We start from the raw sequence: 20,657 nt of genomic DNA, 5'->3' as shown, positions 1-20,657 counted from the left end.
GGGTGAGTTTCCATGTTTTTAGTTGCAATGATGCTAAATGCTCTGGTATTCATATCTAAAAGCTCTATATCCTCTCTCATTTTTTGCCATTTAGGATCTTCTAAATTGAACTCATCAATATTATCAATTTTCTCATATAAAGGACCTCCATCATATAATGGTTTTAACATATATGAATCCGGTCTTTCCATATGTGAAGCATCATAAGACATTGCCTCACATCTAAAAAGATAATCAGCTCCAATTTCAAGTCCATATAACTCATCAAGGACGGCATCATTTATATATGGAATTAATTTTAATATGCCGTTTGCTCTACTACTATTTTCATATTTTTGTGCTATAAGACTAAAGAATCCGTCTTCAAACATTTCTTCGCTATCCGGCATATAGATCCAATCCGGATATCCGGCAATTAGTTTTTGCACGTGGCCTTCCAAGGTCACCCCATCATATCTATCCTTGACGTAGTTTCTAGTTCGTATATTTTCAGGTCTTACTATAACGAATAGATCATAAACAAAAAGATCCATGCCTGGATATTCATCTAAAAAATCGCCTTCAAGATATTTGTTGGCTGCATTTAATAGATTATCACTGATTCCTAACGACCATATTCTACAGTCTTCATAAGCAATCATTGGATCATCTTTGAACAGCTCTCTTATCTCATACACATTGCCGTCGCTTCCATCTGATAAATCCATCTGCAGATATCCAATACTATTATACGCTCCTTTTGCAGACTCAACTTCTTTACTAACTAGGCTATATGAGGTAAAATTCATAATAAAAGCACCAGAAACTAATGAAAGTATTAGAATAAGCAAGACAAATTTGATTGGACGTCTGATGATAGATTTTAATATTGGATTTTTCACGCTAATTCACCTCCAGTAAAATAAATTCTAACACTTATTAATCCTTATATAAAGGATCAATAAAAAAATAGTCTCAGCTTAGATTTTTCATCTAAGCTGAATAAAAGCAATGTATGAATTTAGTCATTATGTCATGTTATCACATATATGATCGATCTCCAGTGGGAAGATCAGTTACAAATTTATCAGTATATTTTGTATTGTCCATCTCATCATAATTACTTTGAGATATTTTTGAACTACCACCACATTGACAAATACACGCACAATTACATGTCGCTAATTTACACATGCAATGTGCAAAATACTCAATAGTATTTACGTTTTTATTTTTTTTAAATTTCATTTTCATGCCTCCTTTCATTTTACTTTCCATTTCATTTTAACTATCACAACTATACAAGCAAGCTATTCTGTCTATAAACGCTAATTCATACATTGCTAGACTATTTAAATCAAGTTTTTTATTAGTGAATTTTTCGATTTCGAAAATCAATTCTCCAAGTTCGTAGCCACTTAGCTTGAAATGTTTTCCGGTTAAGGGGAGTTTTAGATATTTTGTATCTAGTTTATCTTTAGGTATATTAAACCTATTTTCCAACACTTCTAATATATATTTTTTTATTTCATTTTTAGTCATGGTATTCCTCCAGTACTATATATTGTTATTCCGCTAACTGATTTACTATTGCTTCAGTTATCGTTTGAATTCCATCATCAAAAACATTATTTATAGGAATTGTGCTTTGACTTTTCTCCATTTCAATATATTCATTCACCAAATTAATTTCTGCATGAGTATAAGTAATTTTTCCGCTCTCATATGCATCTAAAGAATCTATAATTGTATTACTAATATGTGTACCATTCAAAGGTGCATCATACTTTCGGGACAAATAATTATGCACGGTTTCTACAAATTTAGCAGTAGAAAGTTCTAATGGCATAACTCCTACTATTGAATCTGGTGACACAGCTTTTGATAACATATAAGTTTTTATACCATATCCATTACCAATCCATTCATTGTATTCAATGAATGGATCTGGAGCTTCTATTAGTATTAAATCTGGTTGTTCATCTATTTCTATTCTCTTAACAAAATCTTTGATTGTTTTAATCTTATCATTTTCAGTATTATTCTGTTCGAAGATTTCATTAATATTGTAAAAGTTCATATTGAGATTAAACAAGGATTTTGTGATGACAGCTGTATTTATATTCATCTCTGTAAATTTAATATAGAGTCTCAATAATAATTCAGTAATATCCGGTTCATCTATAAGCCCACCAACTAAAATTACAGGAGTTTGTAATGAAATTTTATCGCTCAATAATCTATTTGGTAAGTATTTTGGGTATACAATATCAAGTTTACCATTAATTTTTTTTCTGAGCTCCCATATACGGTCATCTATACCATCGTTTTTATTTATATAAAATAATACTTTAATATCATTTTCTATGGCCTTTTTAAATATTTTATACATATAATCTTGTTCTATATATTTGTTATCATTTATTACAACCAATATATCTGAGCTAGATTTATATATATCAGAAATTGATTTAGCATTTATTCCAACGTGTTTACCATTACATGAATATGATAAATCCTTGTCAACCATTGGATTTTTGTCATGTACATAAACATTTTCTATTATATATTCATTTTGCAACTCATTATAGTGTCTAATATAAGGAAGAAGAAATGAATTAAAAGGGAATATATCTATTTTCTTCATTCGAATACCTCCTGCTTAGAATTTCTGACTTGTTCTGGATAGAAAGTATGGACTTCATTCATAATTATATAATTCTGAACTTCATGGTATGCACTTATTTTAGATTCTGGGCAATGTTCTATTCTTTTATTAGTGGAGAGAAATTTTGAACCATCATCTGCTTTTTTTGCACATTGATTACAGAACCTAAAAGCCCAACATTTTTTGCAAATTTCTTCTGAAAGCTTAGATACATTTAATAATCTATTTGCTCTTGTTATGTCAAACCCATTGTTTATATCACCGATTTTCATTGTCTCAGAAGATTCACTAACTCTTTCACAAGGAAATAAGTTCCCTTTATAATCTGCAAAAAGTCTCGTAAGACCTGGTACACAAGGGCCAGAGGGAGAATCTTGGGATAATAACGGCGATGCAGTTTTAAATTTTTTAAAATTATTAATATTTGAAGCTAAAGAGGGTTTAGTTAATAAGGAAGTTTCTTTGTCTTCTATTCTTCCCCAATATGACATAAATCCAAGAAACTCATGATATTGAATTTTCCATGTAAAATCATCCGAATAATATAACATACTTTCATCATCGTAATCAAAATCAACAATAGCTGCATTGATATAGTTAATATCTATGTCTTTCAAATCAAATTGTATAGAATTAAAACAATCAAAATCATTACTAGGATCCATTACCATACTGATACTTAATTCATTAGCATATGTCGGATATAATTCAGCAATTAATTTAATATTATTTATTACTGAATCAAATGTACCGGAACCATCAGCAAATACTCTATTTTTGTCATTTACATTTTTGGGACCATCAAGGCTTATCATTAAATTGAAATCGTTTTCCTTTAGAAATTTAATAATTTCTTTATTTAACAATGAACCATTTGTTGTCATACTGAACAAAATTTGTTTTCCAATAAACACCTCTTTTGCATATGCTACAATTTTTTTTATTAGCTCAAACTCCAATAATGGTTCTCCGCCATAGAAACCAATTCCAACTTCTTTTAAATCTATTGAATGATTTGATAAAAAATCAATAGATTTCATGGCTGTGTCTAGGGACATACTATTATTTGAATGACTCCGTTGTGATTTATTAATTTCTTCAGAATAAATACAATATTTACAACGAAAATTACATTTTTGAGTTACTTGAAGAGTTATAGATTTTATTTTACGATTCAAAAATGTTGGTAAAAATTTTGTATATGGATGTTCTATCATTTTGATTGGACTACTTGTTTGAAGATATCCAGCTTCATGTAATTTGTATAATTCGTTAGGTAATTTTAACTCGTCAAATTTTTCCCCATTTCTTAAGATATTAAATAAATAATCATAAGAGGATTTATTAATTTCTACAATTTCACATTTAATGCCATCATATATGTAATGACTGTTGATTGTTTTAAATATTTCAACTATTGGCATATTCAACATAATCACATCCTTTAATTAAATATTATCTATAAAAATAACATTGTTTTATTTATAGACTACAGAGACATATAACGTATTTATAAAAGTCAAATTAGGAGATCTATATGATTGATTTGCAATATTCCGAATATTTTGTATGGCAATATCGCAACAAGAAAACTAAAAATACATTTTATGTACAACCTTTCTTAATCAAATTGTACCATATAATGAAATAATATCAAGCTATTATTGGAAAAAATTACTGGAGAAAACTTAAAACAAATACTAGCACTTTTTATAGAAGACATTAGAATCATAAAAGATAATTATGACATTGACTTTTTTATAAAATCGCCTTATAATGATGTTGATAATAGTGCGAGCTGTTTTAGTGTCAGTCTTTTGACACCAAAACAAGTAGGCTAGTCTATTGACTAGCCATTTTAATTTTTTGCTTCATTGGCTCAGATGGTAGAGCGACTGATTCGTAATCAGTAGGTCGGGGGTTCAAGTCCCCCATGAAGCTCCAAAGGAAAGTAGTAGAAATTTTCTACTACTTTATTATATTTTCTTTATCTTTTGTATGAAGATACTTATCTATGAAAAATATAATTGCCAAAGCTATGACACCTATGAGTACCTCTGAAGTAGTAGAAGAACTTATAAGCATTTTCCTTGCAACAGCATAGAGCATCACTTCCAGTACACTTCCAGGTGAATGTTTTATGAGCATAAGAGCAAGTTCAAGACCTACTACTAGGAGCAAAACATAAGAAAGGAAACCTTGCAATAGCTCATAAGAACTCATTGCTTCTGTTGTGAAAACATTATATGCCAATGAGGCTAAATCTTTGCAACTTAAAATAACTGTTATTATTATAAAAGTTGCCAATACAATCTCAAGCCACATAATAATTTTTTCCATTATGTTTTCAACTTTTCTAAACTTTCTTTTATTACCTTCTTCACCCATTAGATCACTCCTTTATCATTTTCCTAAGAGCATATTTACATCCATCAATTTTTGTTGCAATTCTAACAATTTATTTTTTAGTTCATCATAGTCTTGACTTAAAAAGTTTGGATCTATTATTTTATCTGTTCTATATACAAGGGCTTCAAATTGATTATAAACATCCTGCAATTCTTTTTCTATATCTTCTTTTTGTTTTATAGGCTCTAGTACTTCGCCACTTTGACTTTTAACTATAACTTCTTTAATCTCAAAAGCATCGCCTAAATTAGGTATTATAGTTTCAATATTCAATTTGCTCTCAATCATACTTGCCAGCATTTCTGACGATTCCTCTTCTCCATGAACAACAAATATTTTTTTAGGTTTCCTTTTAAAATTCTTGACCCAATTCATCAATACTTTCTGATCTGCATGGCCAGAAAACCCTTCAAGATCATATATTTCTGACTCTACTTTTATTTCTTCTCCCAATATTTTTACTTTTTTCTTTCCGTCTAATATTATCCTACCCAATGTACCTTCTGCTTGATAACCTACAAAAACTACACTATTTTTCTTTCGCCATAAATTATGCTTTAGATGATGACGTACTCTTCCTGCGGTACACATACCACTAGATGAAATGATCACTTTTGGAAAACTATATTGATTTAACTTCATAGATTCGTCTTGACTTTTTACATAGAACAAATTTGAAAATTCAAAAGGATTGTCTCCGTTTAGTATAAGTTTTTTAGTTTCTTCGTTAAAACAACTGGAATTTTTCTTAAAAGCTTCTGTAGCCATAACAGCCATAGGACTATCTACATAAACAGGAATTTTCATAAATTCTTCTATGCTTTTATCATATTCATAGTATTTATTTAATTCATATATTATCTCTTGAGTTCTTCCTACAGCAAAAGAAGGTATAATCACTGTCCCTCCCCTCAATACAGTTGAATTTATGATATCTACCAATTTTTTTGCACTTTCTTTTATATCATCGTGTATTCTATTTCCATATGTAGATTCTACTATTAAATAATCTGCCTCTTCAATGTATTCAGGTTCATTTATGATAGGACGACCTGGCATTCCTAAATCGCCTGAAAAGACAATTTTGGTAAAATCCTTATTTTCTCTTATCCACAATTCAACTATAGCCGAACCCAATATATGACCAGCATCTTTAAATCTAACTACAATATCATCATTTAAAGTGATCTTTTGATCATAAAGATAAGGTTCAAAATATCTCAAACTCAAATCTGCATCATCTACTGTATAAAGTGGTTCTACAGGTTCTTTTCCAGCTCTTCGTCTTTTCCTATTTTCCCATTCTATATCTGATTGTTGAATGTTCGCACTATCTATAAGCATTATTTTACACAAATCAAATGTAGCATTTGTAGTTATGATTCTACCTTTGAATCCTTCTTTCACCAATTTGGGTATTCTTCCACTGTGATCTATATGAGCATGACTTAATATCAAAAAATCTATATCTTCTGGATTGTATTGAAATTTTTCAAAATTTAGTCTTTCTAGCTGTTCACTTCCCTGAAACATACCACAATCTAATAGTATTTTATATTTATCCGTAGTTATCAATACATTAGAACCAGTAACTACTTTAGCAGCACCTAAAAATTTAATCTCCACAATATATCCCCCCAGAACAATAAACTTTACTTATATTATAATTGATTTCTTAAGCAAAAAGTGTATTTTCTCTATATTTTATTTGGAGATAAAATGAAATACTCCAGGATAAACCTGGAGTTTTATCTGAAAGCTATTCCGTCTTTTAAATATATATCTGCATCCATATTTTCAAGAACAGCTTTTCTCAAACTATTCATTTCGGATATATCACCAAACAATATAGCTCCTGTGATTTTTCCATCTGTTGTAAACAATTTATGATGTATTTCGCTTCCTTCTTTATATTCATAGACCTTGTCAAAATTCTTCACATCTCCTGCTGAAAACAATGAAATATCTCCTATTTGAAGATTTGTATATGGTTTTGGTGATGTGTATTCTTTTGTACCCCCCGTCATATTTTGCCCTGCAATTTTACCTTGTTCATTTCCAGCACTCCAAAGTCCAAGTACTACTCCTTCTACTTCTGCCACATCACCAGCGGCATAGATATTGTCAATATTTGTCTTTAAATATTTATCTACTTTGACTCCTCTATCATGTTCAATTTTGGTATCTCTAACTAAATCAAGATTAGAACGAACTCCAGAGGATACCAAAACTGCATCTGTAGATACTATTCTGTCTCCATTCAATTTGATACCATTTGCTCTTTCTTCCCCCAATATTTCTTCTGCTTGAGAATTTAAGTATAAATTAAACCCAGCTTCTCTCAATTTTTTTTCAAGTTTTCTAGATATTTCTTCATCTAATTGTCTATTTAATAAATAAGGTGAAGATTGAATGATGTTTACTTTTTTGTTGAGTTTCTTAACTGAATAGGCAGCTTCCAGTCCCAACAATCCACCACCTATAATAGTAATAGTTTGGCAATTGGAAAAATAATTTTGAATATATCTTAAATCTTTAAGTGTTCTCAGCGCAAGAACTCCATTTTTATATTTTCCAGCTATTGGAGGTATGAAAGGCCTGCTCCCCATAGCCAATAACAATTTATTGTACTGAATTTCGCTTCCATCATCTATTTTTATCTTATTTCCTTCTGTATCAATTTCTTCAACTATTTTATTCACTATAACATTTATATTTTTGTCTTCATACCATTTTTCTTTGTTCACTAAAAGTTCTTCATCTTGAAAATCCTTGCTTAAGTATTCTGTAAGTTTAACTCTATAATAGGTAAGATAAGGTTCACTGGAAACCATAGTTATGGAACCAGTTTCATCATTTTTTCTTATTTCTCTTGCAGCAGCTAAACCTGTGATTCCATTCCCAACAATAAGATATTCACACTTGTCCATCATAAAACCTCCTAAATTTATAATACTAGTATTTTATTACCCTTAATTTTCTGCATTACACAAAATACTCTTGCACATATTCATATGCAAGAGTATTTTATGTTATTGAGCAAGAATTTCCGTCCAAATTCTTGAATATTCTTTTGTGAACTCTCCAAGATCATTGAATATTTCACAGTTTTCTAAGCCTTCATCTTTAGGATAAGCTACATCATCGTTTTTCATTTCTTCAGAAAGCAATTTAAATGTTTCTTTATTAGGAGTGGAATATCCAATGTATTCAGTATTTTTTAATGCAATATCTGGTCTGCACATGAAATTTATAAAGAGTTCTGCTTCTTTTTTGTGCTTGCTAGTACTTGGTATAACCATATTATCAAACCACAGATTTGAACCTTCTTTAGGAACTACATAATCCAAATTTTCATTTTCGCCCATCATATATACTGCATCTCCAGACCAAACTACTCCAATATCCGCTTCTTCACCTATCATCAAATCCTTTACTTCATCCCCAACATAAGCATATACAAGTGGTTTTTGCTTTATAAGTTCTTCTTTTGCCTTTTGTAACTCATCTTTATCTGTTGAATTCATAGAATATCCCAATCTCTTTAGTGAAATAGCAATAGAATCTCTTTGGCTATTTAACATTAAAATTTGGCCACTGTATTTTTTATCCCAAAGAATATCCAAACTTTCTACTTTGTCAGTAACTGCATTTTTATTGTATATAATCCCCAGTGTCCCCCACATATAAGGAACTGAGTATTCATTATCTGGATCAAAATCAAGATTTTTAAATTTTTCATCTATATTTTTATAATTAGGAATGTTGTTCATATCTAGTTTGAGCAACATATCTTCTTTTATCATTTTCTCAATAATATAATCAGAAGGAAACAATACATCATAGCTATTTCCACCAGATTTAACTTTTACATACATATCTTCATTGGTATCAAAAGTACTATAATTTACCTTTATACCATATTCTTCTTCAAATTCCTCAATGACTTCTGGAGCTATATAATCTCCCCAATTATATACATTTAATGTGTTTTCATCTTTCTTGCACCCTGTAAAAACAGTGCCAATGATTGCAATTGACAAGACAAATAAAACATATTTTATACTTTTTTTCATGCAATATCACCTCTTCTTTCCAAATCTTTTGTAGTCCTCTTATTTATAATTAAAAGCAAAACAAGTACTGTTAAAAACATAAGGGACGACAACGCATTGATTTCAGGTTTGATTCCTCTTCTAGCCATAGAATATACTGTTATACTTAAGTTTGTAACTCCAGAGCCTGTATTGAAAAAACTTATTACAAAATCATCAATAGATAATGTAAAAGCCATAAGGGCTCCTGTGACTATTCCAGGCATTATTTCAGGAATAATGACTTTTCTCAATGCATAAAAAGGAGTAGCACCTAAATCCATTGCAGCTTCTGCCAAATGTTTATTTAGCTGTTTCAATTTAGGAAGTACTGATAATATCACATAAGGGATACAAAATGTAATATGAGATAGTAGCATAGATAAAAATCCTAATTGTATATTCATAAATCTATACAATGTCATAAGGGATACAGCTGTAACTATATCTGGATTTAGTACTGGTAAGTAGTTTATATTTAAAGCTACTTTTTTACCTAAATAATTCATATTATATATACCTATAGCTGCAAGTGTCCCTATTATAGTTGAAATAACTGCTGAAAGAACAGCTATAATTATAGTATAATATAGTGCTTTCATTATCTCTTCATTTTTAAAAAGTTCTATATACCATTTCAATGTAAAACCATTCCAAGAGCCCCTCGACTTTGAATTGTTAAAAGAAAATATAATCAGCACTACAATGGGAGCATATAAAAATATAAATATAAGTACAGTATAAAACTTTTTCAAGAATTTGCTCACCACAAGCCCCCTCCTTCTTTATCTTTGTCAAATTTTGATGTAATGGCCATTCCTATTAAAATAAATGCCATCATAATTATTGATATAGCAGAGCCAAAATGCCAATCTCCTGTCCATAAGAATTGCTGTTCAATTAAGTTTCCAATAAGCATATATTGACCTCCACCTAAAAGTCTAGATATGACAAATGTACTTAGTGCTGGCATAAATACCATTGTAAATCCTGAAACAACTCCAGGTAAGCTTAGTGGAAATATAATCTTTAAAAACACTTTTACCTTGTTAGCTCCCAAGTCTTCTGCTGCCTCTATTAAACTTTTATCCATTTTTATGAGTACAGAATATATGGGAAGTACCATAAAGGGCAAAAAATTATACACCATTCCAAGAAGTACAGCATTGTCATTGTAAATAAAATTTAATGGTGTAAATCCCAATTTTTTTATCAAAAAATTTAAAACTCCATTTTTCCCAAGCAAAGTCATCCAAGCATAAGTTCTCAACAAAAAATTCATCCACATTGGAACTACAAATAAAAGGATCATGACATTTCGCTTTTTTATATTTTCTCTTGAAATGATCATAGCCATAGGATATCCCAACAATAAGCATATTATAGTGGATTTTAATGCTAGATTTACAGATTTCCCCAATACCTTTAAATAAAGTGGATCGAAAAATCTTTGAAAGTTTTCAATAGAAAATTGAAAATCTCCATTTAAACGAATATCTCCTGTAGTAAAACTAAAAATAAATACCAATATCAAAGGTACTATTATAAATAGTATCATCCAAAAAATGTAAGGATAAGAAAGCCATTTTAACTGTTTCAATTTTCTATCACCTTCTTCATAATGTGTATATTGTCAGGAATAACTGTCAAACCAATTTCTGTATCTACTGGCTTCATAATAGTACTATGAACTTTCCACTGAAACTCTTTGCTCTCTACAAGCATTTCATAATGAACACCTTTAAATGTTACAGATGTAACTTTTCCTTTAATCATCCCATCTTTTGCATCTACTATGTTTAAATCTTCAGGTCTTATAACTACTTGAACTTCTTCATCTCTTTCAAAACCACTGTCAACACAATCAAATACTCTTCCTGCAAATTCAACTATATAGTCCTCATGCATTGTTCCATCAATAATATTGCTCTCACCGATAAATTTAGCTACAAAAGCATTTTTAGGTTCATTGTATATATCAACAGGTGTACCTATCTGCTGTATTTCTCCCTTGTCCATGACAACTATTGTGTCTGACATAGTAAGTGCTTCTTCTTGATCATGAGTTACATATATAAAAGTAATTCCTACTCTTTTTTGCATATTCTTAAGTTCTAATTGCATTTCTTTTCTAAGCTTTAAATCCAATGCTCCAAGAGGTTCATCCAATAATAACACTTTTGGTTCATTGACAAGTGCCCTTGCTATAGCAACTCTTTGTTGCTGTCCCCCACTTAAAGATTCTATAGATCTGTTTTCAAACCCTTCAAGATTAACCATTTTAAGCATATCTATTACTTTCTTTTTTATTTCATATTTAGACAATCTTTTTATCTTCAAACCAAAAGCTACATTTTCAAATACATTCATATGAGGAAAAAGTGCATATTTCTGAAAAACAGTATTTATTTGTCTTTCATAGGGAGGCACATTTATGATGTTTTTTCCTTCAAATATCAATTCTCCACTTGTAGGTTGTTCAAATCCACCAATAATTCGTAGTGTAGTAGTTTTGCCACATCCACTGGGACCCAGTAATGTCAGAAATTCATTTTTTCTGATATAAAAATTTATATTTTTTAGAACTTCTATGCCATCATACTCTTTATAAATATTTTTTAAGTCAATTATTAAATTTTTTTCCAATGATGATCCCCCCATAAAAAATATTCTTTAAAAATTTGGTGGTGTACTCACCCAAATGATTTTAGCTACAGATTTTCCTGCATTTCTTATATAATGATTTGCATTTGCTTTAAAGTAAAAACTCTCACCTTTTCTGGCCTTGTACTCTTCATTTCCAATATGAACAAATATGCTACCAGATACTACATATCCAAATTCTTCTCCTTCATGTGGAGAATCTTCTTTAGATCTTCCTTCTGGCTCTAATTCAAGAAGTATTGGTTCCATTAAATTCTTTTGTGCATTGGGAATTATCCATTTTAAATTGTATTTGTACTCTTCATTTTCTGTTTCAAAAGCATCTTCTTTTGTAAAAACTACTTTTTCTTCTTCTATATCATTGAAAAAATCTTTCAAATTAGTTCCTAGTCCTTCAAGAATATCTACTAGTGTAGCTATAGAAGGAGAAGTCAAATCTCTTTCAACTTGTGAAATAAATCCTTTAGTCAATTCACATCTCTCAGCTAGTTCTTCTTGAGTAAGGGAATTTCTGATCCTTAATTGCTTAATTTTTTCACCAATTTTCACGGATATCCTCCTAACAATACTCATCATATATTAAACTATTTGTTTATAATTACTAAACATCCCTATCGACTAATCTATTATAATCAAAAATATATCTAAAAGTCAATATATTTTTTGTTTTTTTCAACCTGTTCTATCCCCTTTAATTACAGGCTTAAAAAAGATATGATATTTTTTCTTGTTTAATATATAAATCTTTTTACTTAATAAAAAAAACTAGTATCTCTACTAGCTTTTTTTGCGATTTATAAATATTACAATCAAAAGTATTGACAATGCTGTCAAGACAATAGTTCCTCCTGGAGCTAAATCAAAATAAAAAGAAATTATAAGTCCTACAAACACTGATAGTATTCCAAACAAGTTAGAATATAGAAGAGCTTGTTTGAAACTTTTAGATATTATCAAACTTGTTGCTACAGGCAAAACCATAAGAGAAGATATGAGTAAAACTCCCACTATCCTCATAGATATGCCAACAGTTAATGCTACAAGTATAGCAAAATATATATTTATAAACTTTACAGGTACTCCAGCCAACTTTGCACCTTCTTCATCAAAGGACACATAAAACAATCCCTTATAAAGAACTGCTATAGAGATTATGATAAATGCTCCAAGTATAGATACAACTAATATGTCCTTTTCAGTAACCAGTGCCAGACTACCAAAGAGATAGGCAAATATACCCGAAGTATTCCCAAGACTTATGAGGATTGAAGCGAGTCCAATGCCTGCTGACAATACTATTGAAAGAGAAAGCTCTTCATATTCTGAATATTCATTTCTCAATTTTTCAATCCCTAAAGCTCCAGCAATAGAAAATATAATTGCCCCATATACAGGATAAATGCCCATAAGCATTCCAAAAGCTGCTCCTGCTAAAGCTACATGGGAAAGTGCATCCCCTATGACAGAAGCTCTCCTTAAAACGAGAAATAGCCCAATAGTAGGGGCTATAATTGCAATAATTGTACCCATTATAAATGATCTTTGCATAAAACTATAAGAAAATATATCCATCATATTCATCACCCTAATGATCATGGTCTAGTACATCCATATTTTTGCCATAAGTTTCACCTATTACATCTGAAAGTTCAACATTTTTTGAATCGTGAACATACAACTTTCCATTTCCTAAACATAGTATCTTGTTGACCTTTTTTGAAATCACACCTACATCATGAGAAACCATAACCAATGTAATATTATATTTTACATTGAGTTTTTCCATCAAATCATAAAATCTGTTTTGAGATTCAATATCTACACCTACAAGAGGCTCATCCATAAATAGTATTTCTGGATTGTTCACAAGAGCTCTAGCTATAAATATTCTTTGTTTTTGGCCGCCAGAAAGATTTCCTATGAGCCTATCACTATAAGCATCCATTTCTACTACTTTTAATGAGCGGTGTACATTTTCATATATATTTTTGTTCCCTATTTTGAAAAATCCCATTTTTTCATACAAATTAGCTCCAACAATTTCTTCTACAGTAGCAGGAAATTTTGTATTGAACTCTCTTGCACTTTGAGATATATAGCCAATTCTTTTAAATTTCTTGAACTTGTTTATATCAGTGCCAAATAACTTTACATTTCCTTTTTCTGGTTTTAAGAGTCCTATCATTAATTTCATCAAAGTGCTTTTAGCAGAACCATTTGGTCCTATGATTCCAACAAAATCACCTTTTTCAATATCAAAACTTACATCTTCCAAAACTCTATTGTTCCCATAACTAAAATACAAATTTTTTACACTTACAATCTTTTCTCCCATTCTAATCCACCAGTGCCTTTTTTAAATTGAGTAAATTTTGTTCCATAATAGAAATATAATCTTCATCATTTTTTTGTTCTTCTTCTGTAAGTCCTTCAATTGGATTTAAAATTAAAACTTCTAAATTAGCTTCTTCAGCTATAATATTTGCTGTTTTAGGACTCGCCAATGTTTCTAAAAAAATGTATTTCATGTTCTCAGCTTTACCCATATCTATAAGCTCTGCCATAGCCCCAGGACTAGGTTCTTCTTCGGGGCTTATACCAGTAACAGCAATTTGTTTAAATCCATATTCATCAGCTAAATAAGAAAAAGCGGCATGAGAAACCAATATGGTATCTCTTTTTTTATCTTCTAGTACATTTTTATAATTTTTATCTAGTTCCAATAAATTTTTAGATAACTCTTTGTAATTGTTTTCATAGAAATCGCCATTGCCAGGATCCTTTTTTACAAATACTTCTTTTATTTCATAAGCTATCTTATTCATGTTTTTAGGACTCAGCCAAATATGAGGATCGTCTATCCCATTGGTCTTAATGAGATTCACATATTTGCTACTGTCTACTATATCCATGTCTTCCGTGTTTATTGTTTTTATCAATTTATCTGTCCAATGTTCCATATTGGCCCCATTTAAGATGAGTACATTTGCTGATTGTATTTCCTTTATCTGTTTTACAGTCAATTCAAAATCATGAGGTTCCACTCCATTTGGAACTATAGAATTTAAGCTTATTTTATCTTTTCCAATTTCCTCCGCTAGATAATATTGAGGATAAAAGCTCGTATATACTACTAGCTTTCCTCCACTTTCATTAGTATTTACATCTTTGTTAGAACAAGCTGTTATAAAAGTTAAAGCTATTAGCAATATGATAAAGATAGTCTTTTTCATTTTTATATCATCACTCCCATAGACTCTACTATATTTCCCATTGTAAAATAAATATCGGTATAATTATAGCCAAGATAATAATAGCTATACCCTCAAACATTTCAAACAAATCATATTCCATCAGAATAATTATATTATCTTAAAAGGTACAGTACAAGAAATGAATTTTTCTTTTCACTGTTAAATAAAAATAAGCTGGAGTACACCAGCTTATTTTTATTTAACTTTTATCATGAATTAAGCTTCTTCTTCAGCTTTTTTTGCTTTTTTAGCTTGAGATTCATCCCACAATTTATCTGCTACTACTCCCCATTCTTTTGATATTTCATCAGTCTTAGCAGTTAAATCTTCTACTTCCTCTCTATCCATAGGTTGAGTTGAATAAGCATCTGATTTTTGAACCATGCTTCTCAACTTTTCAGGATTGTCTAGCAATGGACATGGTCTCAAGTGATTCTCGTTAAATGGTTGATTTTCTTTATATTGCATAAACAATGGTGATTGAAGTGCTTCAACTAAACTTACATCTTTTATATTTAAATTCGAATAATGTATAAATGCACAAGGTTCAATGTCCCCATTAGCATTTATATGGAAATAGTTTCTTCCTCCAGCAATACAACCATTTACATATTCACCATCATTCCAGAAATCCAAAGTAAATATTGGTTTTTCTTTTCTCATCTTTCTAAGCTGATGATACATGTATTCACGTTGTTCTGGTGAAGCTAATAAATCAGTTACAGCATCTTTTCCTATTGGAATATAAGTAAAGTACCAACCAAACATACATCCCTTATCTATCAATAAATCTAAGTACTCTTCTGAACCTACTACATCTACATTATATTTATGGTAGCATGTTGAAAATCCAAATACTACTCCTTCTTTTTTAAGTAAATCCATAGCATGCATTACTTTCTCAAAAGTACCTTTTCCTCTTCTCATATCTGTAGTATCTTCAAAGCCTTCAACGCTTATTGCAAGTCCAAAGTTTCCTAATTCGCCTAATTTTTTAGCAAATTCTTCATCTACTAATGTTGCATTTGTAAATGAAAGGAAAGAACAATCGCTATGAGTTTCAGCAAGTTTAACTAAATCATTTTTTCTAACTAGAGGTTCTCCACCAGAGAATATATACATATATATTCCAAGTTCTTTTCCTTCTCTGATTATTCTATCTAATGTATCATAACTTAGAGAATCTGTTTTCTCATATTCAGCAGCCCAACAACCTGTACATTTTAAATTACATGCACTAGTTGGGTCCATAAGTATTGCCCAAGGAACATTACAATTGTATTTTTTCTTTGCTTTATCTTGCATAGGAATTCCAACCATACCTGAATTCACCATATAGTTTATTAAGAATTTCTTTCTTGTATTTGGTGACAATTCATCAAAGTATCTTTCCATAAGTTTGTACCAGTTGTTTTCAGGATCAGCTACGATTTCTCTAAAGTTTTGTAGATATCTTTTATGATTTTCCCTTGTGACAATTTTTTCTGCCCAATCCAACAATTTAGGCATATTTTCCATTGGATCTTTTTCAATATACTTTAAACCTTCATTCATCAAAGCAGTGCTCATAACTTGTTTTACACTTGCCATGAAAATTCCCCCTTCACCTTTAAACTTTTAGTCCATCAATTAAAATATTAACGGAACTTATTTTTTTCTTTATATCCACATTTCTGTTAGCGGATACCTGTATCATCAATGATTCGATAAAATAATATATAGTGTTTGCCATACTTTCGCTGTCAACAGGCTTAATTTCCTTAGCCTCGATGCCTCGAGAAATTAAATCTCTTATGGATTTTTTTAAATCTTCAACATATACTGCCAAAGACTCTAAAAATTCATTTCTTTGTTTTTTGCCAATAATCCATATCTCTGCCAACAATACAAAAATGTAGTTATGTTCATACTCACTAGCTAGTTCAAATATTAATTTTTTCAATTTTTCTATAAAGCTTAATGTATCATCTTCTATTATTATTTCCACTTTTCTTTGTATTTCCGCTAATACATCTTCTACTGAATAATAAAAAATTTCATCTTTATTTTTAAAATACTGATAAATTGTAGTTCTTCCCATTCCACAGTTCTCTGATATGTCCGATATATTTGTGTTGTAATAACCTCGTTTTGCAAATACTTCTTTAGCTTTTTCTATGATGTCTTGTTTTTTAACTTCATAATCTACAATTTTGGGCAAGTTATTTGCTTCTCCTCCTTCCATTTTTTATCGACATATCTGTCTATTTAATTTTATCACAAAAGTTTTCATTGTCAATAAAGTTAATTTATTTTCATAATTTTTGCACAAAATTTTAGGGTTCTATAGTTGAAAATACAGCATTTGAAACAGCCTCATCTACAAGATAATCTACATCTAATTTTTTTTCTGACTCTTCAATATCCTCTAGTTTTGGCCTTGTCAATGGATGTTTTGGCAAAAAAACTGTACAACAATCTTCATAAGGCAAAATTGACGTTTCATATGTTTCAATTTCTTTTGCTATATCTATTATATCCACTTTATCAAAACCTATTAAAGGTCTCAATATAGGAATATCAACTGATGAATTAGTAACTCCAATTCCTTCTATTGTTTGACTTGCTACTTGCCCTAAACTCTCTCCAGTAATAAGAGCATTTATATCTTGCCTTTGTGCAATTTTTTCTGCTATTCTCATCATAAATCTTCTAGTTAGAATTGTCATTTGATTTTCTGGACATTTTTCATGAATTTCTTTTTGTATATCAATGATATTTACAGTATAAAGAGGTATATCTCCAGAATATCTAGCCAATATATTCCCCAGTTCCTTTACTTTTTCTTCTGCTCTTTCACTAGTAAAAGGATAGCTATGAAAATGGACTGCACTAAGCCTTACACCTCTTTTTGCCATCATAAATCCTGCAACAGGACTATCTATACCTCCAGACAATAAAAGAAGCCCTTTTCCATTGGTACCAATAGGAAGCCCTCCTTGAGCTTTATATCTCTCTGTATATATATAACATTTATCTTTAATGTCTATATAAAGATAAACTTGAGGATTGTGCACGTCTACTTTTATACCCTCAATACTCTTAAGTAAAACACCACCAATTTTACTTGACATATCTGGAGATTTTATAGGAAAATCCTTGTCTACTCTATTTGTCTTTACTTTAAAAGTCCTTATATTTTTTTTCTCTAAAGCCTCTTTTAAAGCCACCATTGAAGCTTTCTCTATATTTCCCATATCTTTTTCCACTCTAATACAAGGACTTATATAGACTATTCCAAAAACTTTTTTAAGTCTATTTATAATCTGATCAAAATAATTTTCTTCTGCTTCAATATACATTTTCCCTTGTTCTTTATAAATATTGGGTGAGCCAAATTCTCTCGTAGCACTTCTTATTTGCTTTAACAACTTATTTTCAAAATATCCTCTGTTTAAACCCTTTAAAGCTACTTCTCCTAAACTTACGCTTATCACTTTATCCACAAAATCACCTCATAATTACTTTTCTTATGTCTTCTACAGATTTTTTTAATATATCTACCACATAATCAATTTCCTCTTTTGTATTTTGGTATGAAAAACTAAATCTTATAGCTCCTTCTATTTCGCTATTTTTAAGACCAATAGAGTTTAAAACATGACTCCCACCTTTCCCATGAGAAGAACATGCAGAACCTGTAGAAACATATATTCCATTGTCCTCTAAAAAGTGCAACAATACTTCTCCCCTGATTCCTAAAAAAGTTATATTGACTATATAAGGAGAAAAGTTGTCATCTATACCGCTATTTATCTTTATATCAGATATTTGTTCTGATACATTTTTGACAAAATAGCTTTTGAGTTCGTTAACTTTTTCTCTTTCCTCATGAAAATTTCTATTCATTATGTCAACAGCACAGCCCATTCCAACAATACCTAATGTATTTTCAGTTCCAGAACGCATTCCCCTTTCTTGATTTCCTCCAAATACTATAGGATCTAAATTGACACCCTTCCTTATATATAAGCCACCTGCTCCTTTAGGACCATGAACCTTGTGCCCACTGAAAGAAAATGTATCTACTTCCCACTTCTTTAAATACAAAGGTATTTTCCCAAAAGCTTGTATACCATCTATATGCAACAATGCATTAGATTTTTTCTCTTTTAATATTTCTCTAATATGCCAAACAGGTTCAATAGTTCCAATTTCATTGTTTACAAGCATTACAGATACAAGTATTGTAGAATCATCTAAACTGTTTCGAAATTGTTTTAAATCTATAAAACCATATTTATCTACGTCCAAATAGGTTACATGGTAGCCATTGTTTTCATAATATTTAAAAACATTAAGTATTGAAGGATGTTCTATTTTAGTTGTAATAATATGATGTCCTTTTCTCGAGTTCTTTTCTACTATCCCTTGAATGGCTAAATTGTTGCTTTCGGTTCCACCTGAAGTAAAATATATTTCATCTTTTCTTACATTTAAAAAATTAGCAATTGTTTCCCTTGCTTCATTTAATTTTTTTTCAGCATTTAATCCCAATCTATGAAGAGAAGAAGGATTTCCATAACACGTTCTTAACATATAATTTATTTCATCAATTACTTCTTCTCTTGGTTTAGTTGTAGCACAGTTGTCTAAATATACTTCCACTTTATCACCTCATCATCCTTAGCTTAATATCCTAGTTCTTCATTTACAAGAAAAATAAATATATTGGCATTGGAAGGTTTTTTGTGAAGTATCACTTCCACATTGCATATTCTTGAAGGAGAACTACAATCCACGCACTTTTCAGCAATAGCACATGGAGTATCTACTTTTAATCTCTTTGCATTTTTAGGTGCAGCTATATTTCTTATTCTATTTCTCGCTTCTTCATAATCTTTACAAATTTTATTTATTCCTGCTATTATATAGATTTTTTCATGTCCATAAAACATAGAACTAACTCTATTTCCTACGCCATCCATATTTACAAGTTTCCCATCTTCTGTTATGGCATTTGTACTTGTAATATAGATTTTTGAACTATCGGCACTATTCCTCGCTTCCATTTTTTCTTCATCTGGAACTTTCCAATGCCAATATACTTTTATCCCTTTTTCTTTTAGCTCTTCATAAATATTCATATCAAATACTGTCATAGAACCTCCAATCCCTACAGTATCAACATTTTGTATATGTCGAATTATGTCGTTCTTGGCCTCATTGCTATTATCAAAAAATTTAACCTCAAATCCATTTTTTCTTAAGCTTTCCACTGTATTTCTAACTCTTTCCTCCATATTTATCCCCCTATACTTATTATATTTATATTATAAACAATTTAACAATATTATATATAATTTTTGAACATTATTAAAGCCATAATTTACTATATATCATTTTTTGTACATTTTTTAAACTTTTTTTGAAAAAAGCCTTGCAAAAGCTGTCGGAATTTGCTATAATTTGTTCGTGGTTATCCCCCTGGTAACCTCAAATAAGATCTCTATTCCCAATACCCCTTTTGAACGGTTTTATGTGACATCCCTTGTGGATGTAAAGACTCCTTTTAGGAGTCTTTTTTTTATTTTTTATGCAAATATTATA

Annotated in this window: 22 protein-coding genes and 1 tRNA gene; 2 read left to right on the top strand and 21 right to left on the bottom strand. The window is 30.2% G+C overall.

Annotated elements, in window-relative coordinates; translation table 11 throughout:
• The 5 genes from BUA21_RS13650 to BUA21_RS13630 form a co-directional block, all read right to left on the bottom strand.
• The coding region (locus BUA21_RS13650; protein WP_143147176.1) for a hypothetical protein at window positions 1–881 on the bottom strand (881 nt) is incomplete at its 3' end.
• Between the two features lie 139 nt (window positions 882–1,020).
• The gene (locus BUA21_RS13645) at window positions 1,021–1,233 is read right to left on the bottom strand and encodes a hypothetical protein (protein ID WP_143147175.1); all 213 of its coding nucleotides are present in this window, start codon (window positions 1,231–1,233) and stop codon (window positions 1,021–1,023) included.
• 30 nt (window positions 1,234–1,263) lie between these two features.
• Window positions 1,264–1,521, bottom strand: coding sequence for a hypothetical protein (locus BUA21_RS13640; RefSeq protein ID WP_072745380.1), 258 nt, complete (start codon window positions 1,519–1,521; stop codon window positions 1,264–1,266).
• A 25-nt stretch (window positions 1,522–1,546) separates the two neighbouring features.
• Window positions 1,547–2,626, bottom strand: a complete 1,080-nt coding sequence (locus tag BUA21_RS13635) for a hypothetical protein (RefSeq protein ID WP_072745379.1) — start codon at window positions 2,624–2,626, stop codon at window positions 1,547–1,549.
• Window positions 2,623–4,071 (bottom strand): radical SAM/SPASM domain-containing protein, encoded by a 1,449-nt coding sequence (locus BUA21_RS13630; RefSeq protein ID WP_159429114.1) that lies wholly within the window; start codon window positions 4,069–4,071, stop codon window positions 2,623–2,625. Before BUA21_RS13630 ends, BUA21_RS13635 begins: the two co-directional genes overlap by 4 nt.
• A 240-nt stretch (window positions 4,072–4,311) precedes the next feature.
• Here BUA21_RS13630 and BUA21_RS14785 point away from each other — a divergent pair, with 240 nt between their 5' ends.
• Entirely contained in the window at window positions 4,312–4,488 is a 177-nt protein-coding gene (locus BUA21_RS14785; RefSeq protein WP_159429113.1) for a hypothetical protein, read from the top strand.
• 27 nt (window positions 4,489–4,515) lie between these two features.
• Window positions 4,516–4,591, top strand: a tRNA-Thr gene (locus tag BUA21_RS13625).
• Between the two features lie 24 nt (window positions 4,592–4,615).
• Here BUA21_RS13625 and BUA21_RS13620 read toward each other — a convergent pair.
• From BUA21_RS13620 to BUA21_RS13545, 16 genes are all read right to left on the bottom strand, one after another.
• Entirely contained in the window at window positions 4,616–5,035 is a 420-nt protein-coding gene (locus BUA21_RS13620) for a hypothetical protein (RefSeq protein ID WP_072745377.1), read from the bottom strand.
• Window positions 5,036–5,050: 15 nt separating this feature from the next.
• A complete protein-coding gene (locus tag BUA21_RS13615) occupies window positions 5,051–6,682 on the bottom strand; it encodes an MBL fold metallo-hydrolase RNA specificity domain-containing protein (RefSeq protein ID WP_072745376.1) in 1,632 nt (543 codons plus the stop codon).
• A 122-nt stretch (window positions 6,683–6,804) separates the two neighbouring features.
• The gene (locus tag BUA21_RS13610) at window positions 6,805–7,986 is read right to left on the bottom strand and encodes an NAD(P)/FAD-dependent oxidoreductase (protein WP_072745375.1); all 1,182 of its coding nucleotides are present in this window, start codon (window positions 7,984–7,986) and stop codon (window positions 6,805–6,807) included.
• A 102-nt stretch (window positions 7,987–8,088) separates the two neighbouring features.
• Entirely contained in the window at window positions 8,089–9,132 is a 1,044-nt protein-coding gene (locus BUA21_RS13605) for an ABC transporter substrate-binding protein (RefSeq protein ID WP_072745374.1), read from the bottom strand.
• The gene (locus BUA21_RS13600; RefSeq protein ID WP_268801923.1) at window positions 9,129–9,917 is read right to left on the bottom strand and encodes an ABC transporter permease; all 789 of its coding nucleotides are present in this window, start codon (window positions 9,915–9,917) and stop codon (window positions 9,129–9,131) included. The genes BUA21_RS13605 and BUA21_RS13600 overlap by 4 nt, the downstream gene beginning before the upstream one ends.
• Window positions 9,914–10,708 (bottom strand): ABC transporter permease, encoded by a 795-nt coding sequence (locus BUA21_RS13595; protein WP_072745383.1) that lies wholly within the window; start codon window positions 10,706–10,708, stop codon window positions 9,914–9,916. Before BUA21_RS13595 ends, BUA21_RS13600 begins: the two co-directional genes overlap by 4 nt.
• Window positions 10,709–10,746: 38 nt before the next feature.
• A complete protein-coding gene (gene potA, locus BUA21_RS13590; protein ID WP_233242629.1) occupies window positions 10,747–11,796 on the bottom strand; it encodes a spermidine/putrescine ABC transporter ATP-binding protein in 1,050 nt (349 codons plus the stop codon).
• A gap of 27 nt (window positions 11,797–11,823) precedes the next feature.
• The gene (locus BUA21_RS13585; protein ID WP_072745371.1) at window positions 11,824–12,363 is read right to left on the bottom strand and encodes a helix-turn-helix domain-containing protein; all 540 of its coding nucleotides are present in this window, start codon (window positions 12,361–12,363) and stop codon (window positions 11,824–11,826) included.
• A gap of 228 nt (window positions 12,364–12,591) precedes the next feature.
• Window positions 12,592–13,362, bottom strand: coding sequence for a metal ABC transporter permease (locus tag BUA21_RS13580; RefSeq protein WP_234973724.1), 771 nt, complete (start codon window positions 13,360–13,362; stop codon window positions 12,592–12,594).
• Between the two features lie 37 nt (window positions 13,363–13,399).
• Complete coding sequence (locus BUA21_RS13575; RefSeq protein ID WP_072745369.1) at window positions 13,400–14,149, bottom strand: metal ABC transporter ATP-binding protein; 750 nt, start codon at window positions 14,147–14,149, stop codon at window positions 13,400–13,402.
• 1 nt (window position 14,150) lies between these two features.
• Window positions 14,151–15,047, bottom strand: a complete 897-nt coding sequence (locus BUA21_RS13570; protein ID WP_072745368.1) for a metal ABC transporter substrate-binding protein — start codon at window positions 15,045–15,047, stop codon at window positions 14,151–14,153.
• A 237-nt stretch (window positions 15,048–15,284) separates the two neighbouring features.
• The gene (locus tag BUA21_RS13565) at window positions 15,285–16,658 is read right to left on the bottom strand and encodes a radical SAM protein (protein ID WP_072745367.1); all 1,374 of its coding nucleotides are present in this window, start codon (window positions 16,656–16,658) and stop codon (window positions 15,285–15,287) included.
• 19 nt (window positions 16,659–16,677) lie between these two features.
• Complete coding sequence (locus BUA21_RS13560) at window positions 16,678–17,292, bottom strand: TetR/AcrR family transcriptional regulator (RefSeq protein WP_234973723.1); 615 nt, start codon at window positions 17,290–17,292, stop codon at window positions 16,678–16,680.
• 91 nt (window positions 17,293–17,383) lie between these two features.
• The gene (gene thiI / locus BUA21_RS13555) at window positions 17,384–18,553 is read right to left on the bottom strand and encodes a tRNA uracil 4-sulfurtransferase ThiI (protein ID WP_072745365.1); all 1,170 of its coding nucleotides are present in this window, start codon (window positions 18,551–18,553) and stop codon (window positions 17,384–17,386) included.
• 4 nt (window positions 18,554–18,557) lie between these two features.
• Window positions 18,558–19,715: a cysteine desulfurase family protein gene (locus tag BUA21_RS13550; protein WP_072745364.1), complete on the bottom strand. Its 1,158-nt coding sequence runs from the start codon at window positions 19,713–19,715 to the stop codon at window positions 18,558–18,560.
• A gap of 23 nt (window positions 19,716–19,738) precedes the next feature.
• Window positions 19,739–20,350, bottom strand: coding sequence for a lactate utilization protein (locus BUA21_RS13545; RefSeq protein ID WP_072745363.1), 612 nt, complete (start codon window positions 20,348–20,350; stop codon window positions 19,739–19,741).
• Window positions 20,351–20,657: the final 307 nt, after the last annotated feature.

It is taken from the genome of Sporanaerobacter acetigenes DSM 13106 (genome assembly GCF_900130025.1).
Classification (GTDB): Bacteria; Bacillota; Clostridia; order Tissierellales; family Sporanaerobacteraceae; genus Sporanaerobacter; species Sporanaerobacter acetigenes.
The sequence above is the reverse complement of the archived record's forward strand: the minus strand, read 5'-3'. Positions and strand labels throughout refer to the sequence as shown.